Below are 16,802 nucleotides of genomic sequence, written 5' to 3' on the forward strand. Positions count from 1 at the left end.
TATGGACTTAGATATCCTATTTCGCAACTCGTCTTCTAAAATGAAATCGACTACTGAGTCTACAGATCTAATCGTCTCTGATGATATGGCACTCACAGAATCAATTAATGACTTGTATGCGATAGAGGGATTCGCGAAACCAATTGATGTTTCAGATATCGACTCTGATAGTTCGTGGAATCATTCAGGTGTGAAGTTGAATCAGGTAATACTTGATCTTAGGAGTGCTTCGGATGTTGTCGACCAAGTATCAGAGATTTCGACTCGGTTAGATGTGGATATCTCATTACTTGTTCTATGTGATGTTGATTCAATAAAATTACGTAACCAAGTGCATTCATTAGGTGCAACATACGTACTGTGGGACCCAGAATTAGATGCCTTACTTGCGGCCATACGATCATCGCAGGGCGGTGAAAATACGGTCAAAAAACCCGAGTAGCAAAGCGAATTTTGGTGCTCGGAACAAAAGGTGGAATCGGAGTTTCATGTATCAGCTCTGTGTTGGCCCATTCCTTATCTGAACAAGCGAACTTAAAGACACTTTTAGTTGATCATGACTCTGGTGCGATGAACAGTGATATCTATATTGGTGTGAAAGGGCTTAAAGCAAAACACAATAGCATTGATTTAAATCAGATAGATATTGATAGCGCTATTGCGAAAACATACGTGCATAGTGCGCAAGAAAAACTGGATTACCTTGTACTAGAGAAAAATATTGCCTGTTTGTCCGATCATGCATCAACATTGTATAATATATCAAGTCAACTGGTTGATAAGTATAACTTTATAATCGATTCAGCACCGCTTTCGTGTTACGAAGAAATGCACGACCAAGAATTATCAGACAAATATCATCGTATCTTCATCGTGTGCGAGCCCTCTGTATCGTCGCTTCGTTCTTACAATTCATTGAAGAAAAAAATTGGCAAATGCGAACATCAAATAATTTTTAATCTTAATAGGCCGGCGAAAGATTTTATGGTGACGTTAGCGAATGCCAAAGAACGAATACGAGTAAAAGATAGTTTCGATTTTATGTATGAGCCGTCGTTAGAAAAAATGCTGGTTCAACGAGGGATTAGTGAGCTGTTGAAATCAAAATCGTCACCTGCTGTTTTAAGCATGGTAGCGACGCTCACTGGTAAAAAAATTAAAACTAAATCACGTTTTAGATTGTTTAGAAAATGAATCAGTTAAAAGAAATATATATTCAGCTTCGTGACGAGATATTCGATGCATTGGACGCTGCGACCTTGGTTGAGATTAGTAATCAAGAATTGGAGGAGCAGCTTAAAGACTCTGTCAATATACTGATCGACAAAAAACAACTTCAAGTAAGCTCTTTAAAACGAGTTGATCTTGTTAAAGCACTATTGGATGAATTGAAAGGCTTAGGGCCCCTGCAAACGTTAGTCGATAATGATGACATATCGGACATTATGATTAACGGGCCATCTGATATTTTTGTTGAGATTAACGGAAAGGTCGAGCAGTCCCCAATTCAGTTTGTAAATGAAAAACAACTGAACACGATAGCCAAGCGAATAGCATCGAATGTTGGTCGTCGGATTGATGAATCAAAGCCGCTTTGTGATGCGCGACTGATGGACGGAAGTCGTGTCAATATCGTCATACCTCCGCTAGCGATTGATGGCACGTCTATATCGATCCGTAAGTTTAAAGAACAAAAGATTAAATTAGAAAACCTAGCTGAGTTTGGGGCCATGTCAGTAGAAATGGCAAAGTTGCTTTCAATCGCGAGTCATTGCAAATGCAATATCTTGATTTCTGGAGGAACGGGGTCAGGAAAAACCACCTTATTGAACGCACTTTCAGGCTTTATAGGTGAAACTGAACGTATCGTCACCATTGAAGATGCCGCCGAATTACAACTACAAAAACCTCATATCGTTAGGCTCGAGACTCGACAAGCGAGTGTTGAAGGGACAGGAGAGATTACCGCAAGAGATTTGGTCATTAACGCATTACGTATGCGTCCGGACCGTATCATTGTTGGAGAGTGTCGTGGCGGGGAAGCGTTTGAGATGCTGCAAGCCATGAACACCGGTCATGATGGGTCAATGTCTACTTTGCACGCTAATACCCCTCGAGATGCCATTGCTCGTACGGAAAGCATGGTCATGATGGCTACAGCGAGCTTACCGATATCAGCGATAAGAAGAACAATTGTAAGTGCAGTTGATCTCATCGTTCAGGTAAAACGTCTGCACGATGGCAGTCGTAAAGTGATGTATATCTCCGAGATCATCGGTATGGAAGGGGATAGCGTTGTAATGGAAGACATATTCCGTTACGAGGCCAGCTCTGACTTCAAAGACGGAAAAATTGACGGCGAATTTAGAAGCCCTGGTTTGTCTACGAGGTCCGTAATTTACGAACGTGCAAAGTTCTTCGGCCTTGAACAAACGGTTAGGGAGATTTTCGCATGATGATGATACTCATTGGCTCTTGGGGGGCTTTACTGCTCTATTTTCTCTATAACCGTTCAAGCCAGAATAAAAAATTGAACAAGCTCATTGCGATGGAAGCCGAATTCGAAGGCGTAAAGGGGGTTCGCTCTGTTATCGACTCCCAACAATTCGAAAAAAATTATAAGGCGCGTATTCGCAAGAGCTACAAGAAAGTGATTAAGGTTTTTCAACCCAATATTTCACTGAAATTGATTCTGTTCTTGTCTATAACGTCTTCAGCTATCTACGCGATAAATGAGTTTTTTTTACAGCAAGACTATTTGGTTTGTTTACTGATATTGGAACCTATCCTCTTTTTTGTCTTCTATGTGAAATTGCAAAAAAGACAAATAGATCGTTTTAAAAACAACTTCCCTGATGCATTGAATATTCTTAGTGGCGCAATTTCATCAGGTCAGAGTATTATTCATGCATTTGAATATGTAGGCAATCAACTTGATAATGACGTTGGTAAAGAATTCAAATTTATGGCCGAACGATTGTTGATTGGCGAAGATCCAGATGACGTACTTGAAAGAAGTAGCACAACATTTCCATATTTAGAATATTTTTTCTTTGCTTCAACAATACGAATAAATCTAAATCGGGGGGGCAATTAAAAGATGTTATTAATAAAATTAACCGATTGATGTTCGACTCGCGAGCCGTTGAAAAGAAAAAGAACGCGCTAACATCGGAGGCACGTGCATCTGCAAAAATTATAGCTTGTTTGCCGATTATATTTCTCGTGATCTTGAAGTTCACCAGTCCAGAGAATTACAGTTTTGTTATGTTTGAAGCGGCAGGTAAGCCTATTTTTTATTATGTATTAGTAAGCGAATTTGTCGGGTTTTTCTGTATTTGGCTGATCTTACGAGGGGTTGAATAATGAGCTATCAATCTATGTTCATCTGGTTGGTAGTATTCTGCATATCAATAGGTTTGGCTATGGTTATACTTCATTTTTGGGACAATACGAGAGCAAATATCGCGACCCGAAAGATAATTGGTTCTACGCGAGAGGAGAAAAAGAGAATTGACTTTTTCAAGACTATCCTCGTAAGAGTCAGTTTTAATAAAGACGAGACCAAGCGAAAGTTAGTGTCTGCAGGTTTATATAGCGACTTTCTCGCCGATATCTACTATTTGGTCAAAATAATCCCGTTTTGTATTTGCCTATTTTTAATTGGATTGGGTTACTTTAAAGGCGAAATGAGCATCATGGTAGCATTATTATACCTAATGGGTGCTTTATTAACCTTTATCGTTGCTCCAGATGCTTATGTATCAAGCAGAGGAAAATCAAATATAAAACACATAAGTTCAAGGCTGCCATTTCTACTTGACCTAATGAATGTTTGTGTACATACCGGAATGACCATTGAGTCAAGTTTAGAGTACTTGGCCAAGGAGCTTCAATCGGTTGATGCCAACCTAGCTTATGTTGTAAGGGTCACAGTGGAACGTTCACGTTTAGTTGGGTTGGAAAAAGCACTCGAAGAGTTCTATGAGTTAGTCCCAACAAGTGAATCTCAGAGTTTTGTAATGACAATAGTTCAAAGTCTCCAGTTTGGTTCTTCAGTCGGCCCTGTATTGTCGACTCTAGCAACCGATATTCGAGAACTTAATATGATGGATCTTGAAGAGAGAATCGGCAAAATGGGTGCAAAAATGTCAATACCTCTTATCGCCTTCATCATGGTTCCAATTGTTGTTTTAATTGCCGCTCCTGGTATTTTGAGGATGTTAATGTGATAAATAAGTACATAATCTCGGTATTAATCCTGTTGGTTCTTTCTGGGTGTGCTTCCGTAAATACGGAGCTTGAAACCAAAGAAAAATTACTATTAAGCTCCGGTGCCCTCATAAGTTAATAGAGTTCTATAAGGGAAATATACAGCTAGAGCCAATGTATAGAGTAAAGCTCGTCAATGTATATTTGGATTTGAAGGATATTAGGTCTGCAGAACTATATAGAAGCACTTACAGTGAAGACGATCTAAGCGAACCTGATTACATTTTAACTAATGCTCGACTGTATTATCAAAAAAAGAATTTTGAAGGGTCTCTGGAAGAGTTAGAAAAATACCGAGATGAAGGTGGTGAAGAATACCAATACCAACTGTTATCTGGAAAAATATTTGCACAACAAAAACGCTTTAAACGAGCAATAGAATATTTTGAGGAAAGTAGAAAGCAAGGTGCGTCAGATAGGGAAGCTGGAAATAATATTGCAGTGGTAAAGATGATGCAGTCAGATTTTTTAGGGGCGACAGATATACTCTACGACCTCTATCTTTTGAACCCGAGCGATCAGAAGGTTAGCTCGAATTTGATTTTGTCATCAGTTAAATCTCAGCGGCCTGACATTGCATTAGAAGTACTGAAATATAAATACAGTGAAGAACAAGCTCATCAGCAACTGTCTGCGTTAATGAAATCAGTAGCGAAAAGTAAAGGGAATAAAGTCGTGACTCAATCAGCGATAGAATTGGAACGCCAGATTGCAAGGGGCAATGCGAATTCAGGTAACTATGTAGCACCTACTTCTAAGGTGAGTAACTTGCCTGAATCAACAGAATTTCAACAATCCAGGTATAGTGCGGATGGCTCTGTATTAGATCCGAGTAAATTGAAACCGAACGCAAAACCTATTTATCGGGTTCAAGTCTTAGCAACTTATACTGCGATTCCGTCTGACTTTTTAAATTACCTTAAAACAAATTATGGTTCTGTGTATTCATACACTCATGGACTATGGAAGCGTTACTGTATCGGTGACTTTCATGATTTAGATGAAGCAAAAGAGTTTCTAAATAGTATTGATATTAAGGGTGCATTTGTTGTTGATTACACCAAGAAAAGGTACGTCCGACTATGATTATGAACAAACTCAATAGTAAGCAAAAAGGGTCGCTAACGGTTGAAGTTGCAATGGGCATACCTATCTTCTTAGCGATTGTTTTCGGTTGGGTCGGAATATGCATTTTGACTTTTTCAATGAGCATGACAGATCACGCTTTGACTACCGCAGTAATGCGTACAAAAAAGGCGGGAGATACAAGTAATAATGAATCGATTAATTATAATCAAATGATTAGAGACGAATTGAATCAGGCTGGTGGTGCGTTATGGAGTAACGTTGTTAAACATGGAAGTGTGAATATTAACGTCAATTACTTTCGTAATTATGATGACTTTCTAAAATGTACTGATAGTTATGCGTCCGCTGAACAATGCCCAAATAAAAAAGATCAACCCAAAAATATGGCACTGGCCGTTTATGAGCTGGAATATACCTATGATCCCATCGTATCCATATGGTTCCCTGATATGTCAATTAAGCGTGAGGTCATCACCATTCAAGAATATGAAAGATGTTCATTTAAGATTGGCCAGGGGGCGGGTTGTGCGAGTTAAACAAAAAGGGTCCTTTGCGGTTGAGTTAGCGATGGTATTAGTTTTTGCTTCTGGGATATTTTTGGTTGTTGTTAACTATATGATCGCAATTAATAAAAAGGGGCAACTTGATAGGGCGACCTATTCTTTAACGACTATCCTATCTGAACGAAAGCAATTATTTGATGCCGATATGAATATTTGTGCGGGTAATTGCAGGAAAACTGAGAACACGGCGTTTGTTATTGCTTCAGCTTCAATGAAACGAATGATCCCCAACTTTGACAAAACTAAGTTTGGTATGCGCATTGATGAAATCAGATTAGAAGAAGATCTTTCGGCGGGGGGGAAAGTTAATTATCGCAGGGTACATAAGACGCTGACAAAAGGGAATATCCATGGGTGTGAATTTCCTAACATGAGTGATGTTACAAAGGACAAAGCGATTGATATGTTGCCGGTAACATCGAAAGGAAGACGCCTCCCTCTTTATCAAGTTTCATTGTGCTATGAAATACCAACGAATTTACTGGGTGTAGCCTCTGGTGAGGTTTTCCGCTTGGTCAGTTCTTCTTATTCATTTGCGAGGGTATAAGATGAAGTCGTTAACGAGGAGTCGGGGAGTTGCTGGCATCCTATTTGTTGGATTGTTGCCAATGATGGTGATTTTCATGGCCTTTTCAATGCAAATGTCGCAACAAATGCTTGCTCATACGCGGTTATTGGAAGCAGCAGAAGTTGCAAGTCTCGCTCTTATCGCTAGCCCTAAAGATGACGAAGAAAAGAACGTTAAGTATGCTCGAGAACTCGTAGATAGATATATTGTTGATAACACCGATGATGTTGATGTCGAAGTATATACAAGTAAGTGTGAGTACAAAGATGGTTGTGTTCAAGCCAGTGGAGAGCTAGCGCCTTTTAGTGACTTTGTTGTGAGTGCTACGGCGAAGCATTCCTCTTGGATCGCTTATGAAGAGATGAATCTCGAGCCAGAATTCTATGTCAGCGGTAAATCGACTACTCGAAAATATCTTCCTCAGCCGGTTGACGTATATTTTATTGCTGACTTTAGCGGGTCGATGGGGGACCCGTGGAAAAACGGAAAATCAAAATTAGATATTGTCAAAGAAACCATTAAGAAAGTCGTTGATGACATTGACGAATTCAATACTGAAGATAAAAGTCGAGTAGCGTTACTTGGCTATAATCCGTTACATGTTAAGCAAACTAATCAGGTTGTGAGAATCAACTCTTACGGGTATTACGGGTCATGGCGTCAGAAGTATGCTTATAACTATGCTCGTAGTACAGTCGTTGAAACGGTGAGAAGAATGTTTGCTGCTCCTAGATTATATAGCGAGATTATTAAACCTAGAGTTGGCATGAATATTAGAGAGATTGAACGTATTTATAAACATAACGAGGACTTTTCAAGCTATTACAAATTTTATGACATCCCATTGACGGAGGACTACGGTAACTTTAAAGCGCAATTAGCGAGTGTTAATTTGCAAGCGAAAGGAGGGACCTCTTCTTGGAATGGAATAATTGCAGCAGCCCAAGAGGCAAACAAAGCCAAGAACTTGAACCCTGAGCAAGTGTTCATTGTATTGTCTGACGGCAGTGATAATGATCAAGAATATCTGCAAAAATTGGTCGATCAAGGTTTGTGTAAAAAACTTCGCTCTACAATTTCGGCTAAGCGTAATCGTTATCAAAGTAACGCTCCTTCTGAGGCGGAAAAAACCAAAGTCACTATGGGAGTCATTGGTATTAACTACCGAGTTAAAACAAGTGATGGTTTTGGAGATTGTTTTGGTCGAAATAATATTTACCACGCAAAAGATGGTGAAGATGTATACAAGTACATTCTAAATCTAATTAACGAAGAAACAGGAAAACTAAAGGAATAACATGAGATATCTAGTAATTTTATCTACACTGCTATTGTCTCCAGTAGGCTATGCAAATTGCCTAGGAAGTGTTGATGAGTATGTCACGTCTAAAACGTTGGTGTCATCCCATACCGTAACGACTCAGGTTGTTGGTAAATTGATCGAACGGGACGAAGAATCAAAAAATAGAATCATCAATAAAGAAAGCGAAGTAGTTCAATTCCAAACAAAAGATGACGTATGTTTTTATGATAAAGCAACACAGTCATTAGTTCTTAATTACGCAACCAATATACACAAGTTGGATGGAACCATAAACAAGTACTTAAGCAATATTTAAGTCTAGTGAGTGGTAAATCCAAAATTTATATTGAAGGTCATGCGGACAGTCTAGGAAGTGATAGCTATAACAAAGAGCTGTCTTCAAGACGAGCAAATAAAGTGGCGAGTTACCTAAAAAAGGACCTTAAGCAAGGTAACCGCATTGTTGAATACGCATATGGTGAAAGTGAGCCAATTTGTCCAGTTGCAGACAACGAAGAAACAGGTTGTAACCGAAGGGTGGTTATTACCGTCAAGTCATAGGCTAAGTATAGTTTTAGGTTTTGACTACAAATGAAGTGAAAAAGGGGCCAGTAATTATTACTGGCCCCTTTTATTTATGTTAATGGTTAGAGTTAACCGTTAACTTAGAAGTTCTTTTGCCGTTTTAACAACGTTTTCAGTTGTAAAGCCAAACATTTTGAACAACTCACCAGCCGGTGCTGATTCGCCAAACGTTGTCATACCTATGATCTTGCCACCGAAACCAACGTACTTGTACCAGAAGTCAGCAATGCCGGCTTCAATTGCGATACGCGCTGTTACATCTGCTGGTAGTACAGATTCGCGGTACTCGGCATCTTGCTTATCAAATGCATCAGTAGCAGGCATAGAAACGACGCGCACTTTTTTGCCTTCCGCAGTTAGCTGCGCGTAAGCTTCGGTTGCCAGTTCTACTTCAGAACCCGTTGCGATAAGAATAAGCTCTGGCTTGCCAGCGCAATCTTTAAGGATGTAACCACCTTTCGCAATGTTTGCTACTTGCTCTGCATCACGATCTTGTTGGGCAAGATTCTGACGAGAGAAAATAAGTGCCGTTGGGCCATCTTTACGCTCAATAGCCAGTTTCCATGCTACTGCAGATTCAACTTGGTCACATGGACGCCATGTGCTCATGTTTGGCGTCAGGCGTAGTGATGCGATTTGCTCAACGGGTTGGTGAGTAGGGCCATCTTCGCCAAGGCCGATAGAATCATGCGTGTACACTTGGATGTTCTGAATCTTCATCAGAGCCGCCATACGCATCGCGTTACGAGCGTATTCCATGAACATTAGGAATGTAGCGCCGTATGGTACAAAACCACCGTGTAAGGCAATACCGTTCATGATCGCGGTCATACCGAATTCACGTACACCGTAGTGGATGTAGTTACCAGAGAAGTCTTCGCCAGTAAGAGATTTAGAACCAGACCACATGGTTAGGTTAGATGGCGCAAGGTCAGCAGAGCCGCCCATGAATTCTGGCAGCATTTCACCAAATGCTTCTAGCGCATTTTGAGACGCTTTACGTGATGCGATGTTCGCAGGGTTCGCTTGAAGATCGGCAATGATCGCTGATGCTTTTGCTTCCCATTGTGCTGGCAAGTCGCCGTTTACGCGTCGTTTGTATTCTGCTGCGAGTTCTGGATATGCTGCTTCATAAGCTGCAAATTTCTCGTCCCACGCTGCTTCCTTAGCTGCGCCTGCTTCTTTCGCAGACCACTGCGCGTAGACATCTTGCGGAATTTCAAACGCACCGTGCTCCCAACCTAATTCTTTACGTGTTGCTGCAATTTCATCAGCGCCAAGTGGAGCACCGTGACAATCGTGTGTACCAGACTTGTTTGGTGAACCAAAACCAATCACTGTTTTAGTACAAATTAGAGTAGGGCGTGGGTCCGCTTTTGCTGCAATAATGGCTGCATTGATTGCGTCCGCATCGTGGCCGTCTACCGCTGGAATAACATGCCAACCGTAAGCTTCAAAACGCTTAGGAGTGTCGTCTGAGAACCAGCCTTCTACTTCACCGTCAATTGAAATGCCATTGTCATCCCAGAAAGCAACTAACTTGCCAAGACCCAAAGTACCAGCAAGGGAACATGCTTCGTGTGAGATACCTTCCATCAAACAACCATCACCCATGAATGCATAAGTGAAGTGATCGACAACGTCGTGGCCTTCTTTGTTGAACTGAGCAGCAAGCGCTTTTTCAGCCATTGCCATGCCAACGGCGTTGGTGATGCCTTGGCCTAGTGGGCCAGTTGTTGTTTCGATGCCTGGCGCGTAGCCATACTCAGGGTGCCCAGGAGTTTTAGAATGCAATTGACGGAAATTTTTCAGATCATCAATCGATAGCTCATAACCCGCAAGGTGCAGCAATGAGTAAATCAGCATAGAGCCGTGGCCGTTAGAAAGAATGAAACGGTCGCGATCAGCCCACTCTGGGTTAGACGGGTTATGGTTTAGGTGAGAGCGCCAAAGTACTTCAGCGATATCAGCCATACCCATAGGTGCGCCCGGGTGGCCAGAGTTTGCTTGTTGTACGCCGTCCATGCTTAGCGCACGAATTGCATTAGCTAAATGTTTACGATCCATAATGGTTTCCAGATTAGTTTTAAATTTGGTGAAGAGGCTACAGAGCTGTAACCTCTTGAATGTATTCGTGTTGGCGTTAGGTAGGGCTACAGCTTCTCAGCAATCATCACTTCAAGCTTGCCTTGGTCGACAGCGAAGTTACGGATACCTTCAGCCAGTTTTTCAACGGCCATTGGATCTTGGTTGTGATCCCATAGGAATTCAGCGTGAGTCATTGGTGCTGGGCGAGTTTGAGCACCGTTTGAATCGATAAGCTTCTCAACAACATCACCTTCTGCGGCTTCTAGCTCTGCAAGAAGTTGTGGAGCGATGGTTAGGCGGTCACAACCAGCCAGTTCCAAAATCTCGCCGATGTTACGGAAGCTAGCACCCATTACGACTGTTTTGTAACCGTGGGCTTTGTAGTAATCGTAGATACCCGTTACTGAAACAACACCTGGATCTTCTTGTGCTTCAAAATCACGACCTTCTTTCGCTTTGTACCAATCCATGATTCGGCCAACGAAAGGCGAGATTAGGAAGACACCAGCTTCAGCACAAGCACGTGCTTGAGCAAAAGAGAATAGCAGCGTCAGGTTACAGTTGATGCCTTCTTTTTCTAGGATCTCTGCTGCGCGAATGCCTTCCCATGTAGAAGCCAGCTTGATTAGGATACGGTCGTTAGTGATGCCAGCATCGTTGTACATTTTGATAAGCTGACGCGCTTTCGTAACACTGCCTTCCATATCGTAAGAAAGACGAGCGTCAACTTCAGTTGAGATACGACCAGGAATGGTTTTTAGAATTTCTTTACCAATGTTTACCGCAAGCATGTCGCAAGTATCTTGAACTTGTTGTGCTTTATCTTCGCTTTGTGATTTTGCGTACTCGATAGATTGATCAATCAAAGGCGCGTAATCCGCAATTTGTGCCGCTTTTAGGATGAGAGAAGGGTTGGTTGTTGCATCTTCTGGTTGGTATTTACGAATGGCTTCGATATCGCCAGTATCCGCGACTACAGTGGTCAGTTTACGAAGTTGCTCTAACTTATTGCTCATGATGGTTATCCTATTTATTGGCTTTCTTTTATAAGGAAGAAAGCTTTGGCATTTGCAAGCGGGTTAATTTTTCGTTCGGTTGGCATCAGGTTTAAAGATGGCAACAGAACAAATTTATTTCACTGGAGCATTTGTTTCGAACATATGCTCACTTGGTGAGTAAATGATGTATTCATATTTAACCTATTTACGTATTAAGTCAATCCATAGAACTATCATATAGTGACCAAAATCATGCTTTTTGTCGGCCTTTTTTTTAAGTGCATGGAACTAAACGTTTGCCTAATGTTTGTAAGGGCTAGAGAAGCACGATGAACGTCAAAAAATAGTGTGAGAATTTGTAATGGCAGTGAGCGAAAGTTGCAATGACTTGGCCGTGTGACATATGATTAGCACCTGAGCAATTGTGCGAACTAATTTAAGTGTTTAGTTGTATATTGGGGTGAGGATATGGCAGCAAATAGCAGTAACCAAGATGTCTCTGTTGAAAATACAGACCTATTAACCGAGATTTCCGTCGCGTATTACCAAGACGGGGCAACTCAAGAAGAGATCTCGCGTAAGTTCTCTATCTCAAGAGCCAAAGTCGGCCGCATGTTAAAACAAGCCAGAGATGAAGGCATTGTTGAAATTACGGTGAAATACCACCCAGTATTCAGTGCCAAAATTGAGCAGCGCCTAATTGAACGCTTCGGTGTAAAGAGAGCGTTGGTTGCACTCGATCAGCCAAACGAAGAGTCTCAGCGTTTACAAGTTGCTGGTCTCGTGTCTAATTACTTAGCAAGCACTCTCAAAAACGGCATGGTAGTAACCGTTGGGCAAGGCAGAAATGTATCCGCCGTAGCGCATCACACGGGTGTGATTACCCCACGTGAGTGTAAGTTTGTTTGTGGTATTGGTGGCATACACCCAAGAGGTGGTATGTTCAACGCCGATCATATTTGCCGCCAATTAGCAAAAAAATACGGGGGCAGTTCAGAAACCTTATATGCGCCAGCGTATGCTGAAAATAAAGATCAAAAAATGGCATTTATGCAAAACTCTACGGTTAAGCAAACGCTAGATCTAGCCCGAAAAGCTGACGTCGCCTTAGTGGGTATCGGTGACATGAGTGAAAACAGCTACATGGTTGATCTTGGTTGGTTCAGTGCTGATGAAGTCGTTCAGTCTCGTCTCAATCAAGGTGTAGTTGGAGACTTTGCTGGTTATGATTTTTTCGATATCGCGGGTGAGACTGCTAACACGGTCATGAGCGACCGAGTAATTGGTTTAGCCATAGAAGAATTTAGACCGATCAATGAGGTCATTGCGATTGCAGCAGAAAACAGCAAACCCTTGGCGTTGTTGGGCGCACTACGAACGGGAGTCGTTGATGTAATAGCTACCAGCGTAAGTAATGCTTTAACCGTATTGAACCTTGATGAGCAGATGACGAAGTTGTAGTAAGGGCTTGAAATCATAACCTTAGCTTTGCGAGTCACAACAAAATGAATATGTAATAAATGCAATAACTTGAAGGAAAACTATAAATTTCTTTGTCTATATCACCAATTTATTAATTCAGAACGTGAACAAATTTCTCTGCGGTTACTTTGTAGACACATAACCAAGGAGAAGCATCATGAGAAAAGCGTTAATTACCGCAGCCGTCGTCGGAGCCATTAGTGCTCCTGCGACGGCCGCTGAAAAAGTGGTCGCTGGTTACTTTGCCGACTGGCAATACGAAAACCAAGAAAACCCTTATACCGTTCAAGATATTCCCGCAGACAATCTCACTCACATTATTTACGCATTTTTAAGCATGTGTGGCCCACATAAAGGGGCATCTGAGCAAGTTCAAAAGCAGGTAGACGCTCAATGTGAGGGCAAGGCTCCGTATACTGCCATCGTTGTTGATACAAAGTCGGCGCTGGTGCACGACTTTGGCAAGGTTAATGTTGATGTCCCGTACAAAGGCCATTTCGCACAACTAGCTCAGCTGAAACAAGATCACCCTAAAATAAAAGTGCTGCCTTCGTTTGGCGGATGGACGATGTCGGAACCATTTCATGCAATGGCAAAAGACGATGCAGCGATCCGTCACTTTTCTAAAACAGCGGTAGAGTTGATTGCTCAATACGACTTCTTCGATGGTATAGATTTGGATTGGGAGTACCCTGGCGGTGGAGGGCTGACGACATCACCTTGGAACCCTGACACCAAAGTGAATGACGAACAAAAAGCATCAGAACGAGAAGCCTTCACTTTATTAGTAAAAACCTTACGTAATGATCTCGACGTATTATCCAAAAAAACAGCGCGTGACTATGAACTCTCGACTGCGGTCGGCGTTGGACCTAAAGCGGCTCAAATTGACTGGAAAAATGCGGCTCCTTATCTAACTAATATGTTCGCAATGACCTATGACTTTCTAGGAGGCTGGGGAAGTCAAACCGGTCACTTAACGAATTTGCACGCGACAGAGCGCAGTTGGTGGGGGATGGGAGCGGATGTGTTCATCAACCAGATGATAGAGCAGGGTATCCCTAGTGAGAAACTGGTGCTGGGAGCGGCATTTTACGGACGTGGCTGGCAAGGCACCGAGAACTTTAATGGTCAGTTACCAACATCGGATCTCGTTTCTAAGCAGGGCGCACAATTTGGAACCGGAGAGAATGGTTACTTTATGTTCTGGGATCTAATGAGAAACTATGGGGAAAGCCAAGGCTACCAATACAAATACGATAAACAAGCGCATGCCCCTTTTCTGTGGAACGAGGACAAAAAGGTATTCATTTCATTTGAAGATGCACAATCGATTAAAGCTAAAGTGAAATGGGCTAAAGATGCGAATCTTGGGGGAATATTTTCCTGGGAATTATCAGGAGATCCTAGTGGTGAGTTAACGGAAACCATGTATAAAGAGATGACTCGAGACTAGTCGAACTGGCTATGCATTTTGAATAGAAACAGCGCATGAGGCGCTGTTTCTATTCAGTGGCAACTAATTCTTGTGGGCGCTTTGTGGCAAGAAACGGTTTCAATTCCTTATATCCCATCGGACGGGCGTAATAATAGCCTTGAAAAAGATCACAACCGCACTCTCGTAATATCATTTCCTGTTCTTTGCTTTCAACGCCTTCAGCGAGAACTTCGCGATCAAAATTCTTAGCGATGGAAATAATATTCTGAGCCATTTTGTAAGACTTCTCGTCAATGTCTATATTATCAACAAAGCTCTTATCAATTTTGATTTCATCAAAGGGCAACTCACCTAAAATACTCAATGAAGAGTAGCCGGTACCAAAATCGTCCAATGAAATGCGCATTCCCAGCTTTTTCAGGTTGGCAAACAACGGGCGCATGACTTCTTTGTCTTCAATAAAGAGGTTTTCTGTAATTTCGAGCGTTATGTATCGCTGGTTATAACGACTTTTTTGAATCGTTAGTAACAACTTATCGAGAAAATCGCCCTGAGTAATTTGTTTGACTGAAATATTGATAGCAGTTTGAAAGCTATACCCCAATTCGCGCTGCAAGGCTTCCATGTCGGTCAGCGTCATTTCCATTATCAACTGACCCAGTTTGGGCATTAATCCAAAGTTTTCCGCTATCGGTATAAATTGATCTGGCGGAATAAAACCGAACTCGCAGTCAGTCCAACGCACCAATGCCTCTACGCCATGTAGTTGCCCATTGCTGTCTATTTGAGGCTGATATGCCATTGAGAGTTTTTTGTCATTAATGGCACTGCGTAACCTTTGTTCCAATTTAATTTCTTGTAAATAGCAGGTTTGCATCTCTTCATCAAAAAAGCTGATGTTCTTACCCTGGCTCTTCGCTTGGTACATGGCGATATCCGCACTTCGTTGTAATTCATCAAGATGAAGGCCTTGTTTTGGATATTGAGAGATACCAATACTGCAACTTAGAATAAAGCTGTAGTCGTCGACCGTAAAAGGTTGAGATAACTTGTTAAGGATACTACGAGACAATCTCTCGAGTTCATATTTGTCCACTGTTGGGGTAACGATCAAAAATTCATCACCACTTTCCCTGACCAATAGCGCATCGCTAGTTAGTTGGTTTTTTAGCCGCTCTACGATCAAGACCAGGATCTTATCGCCAATTCTATGGCCTGCGCTGTCATTAATGCGCTTGAATTGATTGATGTCTAGATAAAGCAAAGACGCAGGTTTCATAGAGTGCTTGAACCATTTTCGTGCATGGGCTCGTAAATAGTGCTGGTTAGGCAGTGCTGTTAGTGCGTCATGATGGGCTTGATACAATAGCTCTTTGCGACGTTCTTTCTCATGTTGGTCAATCGAGCGAATAAAGAAATAAAATACTGATAGCAGCAAAATATAAATAACAACGTAGATGATGATGCTCAGCAGATACTCTATTGCAATATGGTCAAGCGATACGATGGATACCGCCCACACGTCGTAGCGCGATAAATATTTGACGGTATAGGATGAAGGTGTGGTTTGGTCAAATACATTGCCAGACACAGGCTTGATAGACCCTTTAAGTTGAGTCAGTGTTAAGTTATTAGCAGAGCTGATGCAACGCAATATACTAAGAAAGTGAACGGCGTCTAGAGGTTCTTCATAGTTAACTGGGTTAGTATCTGAGGCGATCATATATTGAATGAAGAAATCGCTTCTTATTAGCCCAATTTGATGATCTTCACCATTGTGCAACTCAATATCAAATAGAGTGGTGCCGTCAAGTTCAAGGCCTGCTGTCATTACGGCTATCACGTGGCCATCTTCATCTCTGATGGCTTTCCGGATAGGCAAAATTAACTGGTTGATGTCGGGCTTGTAATATGAACGACCGATGACCATGCTGTAGCTGGTGAGAGCTTTGCTAAAAGAATGCTTTGTTTTGGCTTGCTCGAGTAAATTCGGTTGCTGTTCTAGGTTAAGGTTAGAACTCACTAATTTAATGGTGCCATCAGGGTCGGCAAGGCCAAAGGCCGCAATATTTGAGTTGATAGACAATAGGCTGTTGAGCCAGTCTTGAGTTTCAGCTTGGTTTTTAAACGTATTACCAAATATGAGGCGTTCTGCCAGCATATCGAGAATCATTTCTTGATTATCTAACAGGGTTTGAGAACCGTTAGAAAAGAGTTGGACGGAGTTATACTGTTCTTCTAAATGGCTTTTTTCTACCTGATCAAATTGCAAATAGAGAATAAACGCAAATAAAAGTGAACTAGTCAGTACTAGAAACTTATAGAGCGTCCAAATATTCCGTTTAAGATTAGCCATTACTGCCTTGTATTTTGGATTCTTTTTAAAGCAAAAAAGCCGAAGATCATATCAAGAATG

10 protein-coding genes and 4 pseudogenes are annotated in these 16,802 nt (G+C 41.7%); 11 read left to right on the forward strand and 3 right to left on the reverse strand.

Annotated features, from left to right (window positions below; translation table 11 throughout):
* The first annotated feature begins 1 nt into the window (after nt 1).
* The 9 genes and pseudogenes from VTAP4600_RS22140 to VTAP4600_RS26640 all read left to right on the forward strand — a co-directional run bounded on the left by VTAP4600_RS22140 (nt 2) and on the right by VTAP4600_RS26640 (nt 8,356).
* Nucleotides 2-1,194: pseudogene (locus tag VTAP4600_RS22140) on the forward strand (AAA family ATPase).
* Nucleotides 1,191-2,456, forward strand: coding sequence for a TadA family conjugal transfer-associated ATPase (locus tag VTAP4600_RS22145; protein ID WP_102524903.1), 1,266 nt, complete (start codon nt 1,191-1,193; stop codon nt 2,454-2,456). Before VTAP4600_RS22140 ends, VTAP4600_RS22145 begins: the two are co-directional and overlap by 4 nt.
* A pseudogene (locus tag VTAP4600_RS22150) lies at nt 2,453-3,366 on the forward strand (type II secretion system F family protein). The gene VTAP4600_RS22145 and the pseudogene VTAP4600_RS22150 overlap by 4 nt, the downstream one beginning before the upstream one ends.
* 14 nt (nt 3,367-3,380) lie before the next feature.
* Nucleotides 3,381-4,232 (forward strand): type II secretion system F family protein, encoded by an 852-nt coding sequence (locus tag VTAP4600_RS22155; RefSeq protein ID WP_415239706.1) that lies wholly within the window; start codon nt 3,381-3,383, stop codon nt 4,230-4,232.
* A pseudogene (locus VTAP4600_RS22160) lies at nt 4,232-5,358 on the forward strand (tetratricopeptide repeat protein). Before VTAP4600_RS22155 ends, VTAP4600_RS22160 begins: the two are co-directional and overlap by 1 nt.
* Before the next feature lie 2 nt (nt 5,359-5,360).
* Entirely contained in the window at nt 5,361-5,897 is a 537-nt protein-coding gene (locus tag VTAP4600_RS22165; RefSeq protein WP_102525495.1) for a TadE family protein, read from the forward strand.
* Nucleotides 5,887-6,471 carry a tight adherence pilus pseudopilin TadF gene (tadF, locus tag VTAP4600_RS22170; RefSeq protein WP_102524905.1) on the forward strand — a complete coding sequence of 195 codons (585 nt, stop codon included), beginning with the start codon at nt 5,887-5,889 and terminating at the stop codon, nt 6,469-6,471. Before VTAP4600_RS22165 ends, tadF begins: the two co-directional genes overlap by 11 nt.
* A gap of 1 nt (nt 6,472) precedes the next feature.
* The gene (locus VTAP4600_RS22175; protein WP_145958605.1) at nt 6,473-7,789 is read left to right on the forward strand and encodes a VWA domain-containing protein; all 1,317 of its coding nucleotides are present in this window, start codon (nt 6,473-6,475) and stop codon (nt 7,787-7,789) included.
* A gap of 1 nt (nt 7,790) precedes the next feature.
* A pseudogene (locus tag VTAP4600_RS26640) lies at nt 7,791-8,356 on the forward strand (OmpA family protein).
* Nucleotides 8,357-8,455: 99 nt separating this feature from the next.
* On the opposite strand, the gene tkt reads toward VTAP4600_RS26640, so the two are convergent.
* Both tkt and tal read right to left on the reverse strand, forming a co-directional pair.
* Nucleotides 8,456-10,447, reverse strand: a complete 1,992-nt coding sequence (gene tkt, locus VTAP4600_RS22185; RefSeq protein ID WP_102524906.1) for a transketolase — start codon at nt 10,445-10,447, stop codon at nt 8,456-8,458.
* A gap of 86 nt (nt 10,448-10,533) precedes the next feature.
* Complete coding sequence (gene tal / locus VTAP4600_RS22190) at nt 10,534-11,484, reverse strand: transaldolase (protein WP_102524907.1); 951 nt, start codon at nt 11,482-11,484, stop codon at nt 10,534-10,536.
* A 450-nt stretch (nt 11,485-11,934) separates the two neighbouring features.
* Here tal and VTAP4600_RS22195 point away from each other — a divergent pair, with 450 nt between their 5' ends.
* Both VTAP4600_RS22195 and VTAP4600_RS22200 read left to right on the forward strand, forming a co-directional pair.
* Complete coding sequence (locus VTAP4600_RS22195) at nt 11,935-12,927, forward strand: sugar-binding transcriptional regulator (protein WP_102524908.1); 993 nt, start codon at nt 11,935-11,937, stop codon at nt 12,925-12,927.
* 178 nt (nt 12,928-13,105) lie between these two features.
* Entirely contained in the window at nt 13,106-14,404 is a 1,299-nt protein-coding gene (locus VTAP4600_RS22200) for a glycoside hydrolase family 18 protein (RefSeq protein WP_102524909.1), read from the forward strand.
* Nucleotides 14,405-14,453: 49 nt separating this feature from the next.
* On the opposite strand, the gene VTAP4600_RS22205 is transcribed toward VTAP4600_RS22200, so the two are convergent.
* Nucleotides 14,454-16,742: a bifunctional diguanylate cyclase/phosphodiesterase gene (locus tag VTAP4600_RS22205; RefSeq protein ID WP_102524910.1), complete on the reverse strand. Its 2,289-nt coding sequence runs from the start codon at nt 16,740-16,742 to the stop codon at nt 14,454-14,456.
* Between the last annotated feature and the right edge of the window lie 60 nt (nt 16,743-16,802).

It is taken from the genome of Vibrio tapetis subsp. tapetis (assembly GCF_900233005.1).
In the GTDB taxonomy this organism is placed as follows: Bacteria; Pseudomonadota; Gammaproteobacteria; order Enterobacterales; family Vibrionaceae; genus Vibrio; species Vibrio tapetis.

Coding starts and splice junctions, on each gene's coding strand:
- VTAP4600_RS22145 (WP_102524903.1), top strand. CDS start 1,191: ATGAATCAGTTAAAAGAAATATATATTCAGCTTCGTGACGAGATATTC.
- VTAP4600_RS22155 (WP_415239706.1), top strand. CDS start 3,381: ATGTTCATCTGGTTGGTAGTATTCTGCATATCAATAGGTTTGGCTATG.
- VTAP4600_RS22165 (WP_102525495.1), top strand. CDS start 5,361: ATGAACAAACTCAATAGTAAGCAAAAAGGGTCGCTAACGGTTGAAGTT.
- VTAP4600_RS22175 (WP_145958605.1), top strand. CDS start 6,473: ATGAAGTCGTTAACGAGGAGTCGGGGAGTTGCTGGCATCCTATTTGTT.
- tkt (WP_102524906.1), bottom strand. CDS start 10,447: ATGGATCGTAAACATTTAGCTAATGCAATTCGTGCGCTAAGCATGGAC.
- tal (WP_102524907.1), bottom strand. CDS start 11,484: ATGAGCAATAAGTTAGAGCAACTTCGTAAACTGACCACTGTAGTCGCG.
- VTAP4600_RS22195 (WP_102524908.1), top strand. CDS start 11,935: ATGGCAGCAAATAGCAGTAACCAAGATGTCTCTGTTGAAAATACAGAC.
- VTAP4600_RS22200 (WP_102524909.1), top strand. CDS start 13,106: ATGAGAAAAGCGTTAATTACCGCAGCCGTCGTCGGAGCCATTAGTGCT.
- VTAP4600_RS22205 (WP_102524910.1), bottom strand. CDS start 16,742: ATGGCTAATCTTAAACGGAATATTTGGACGCTCTATAAGTTTCTAGTA.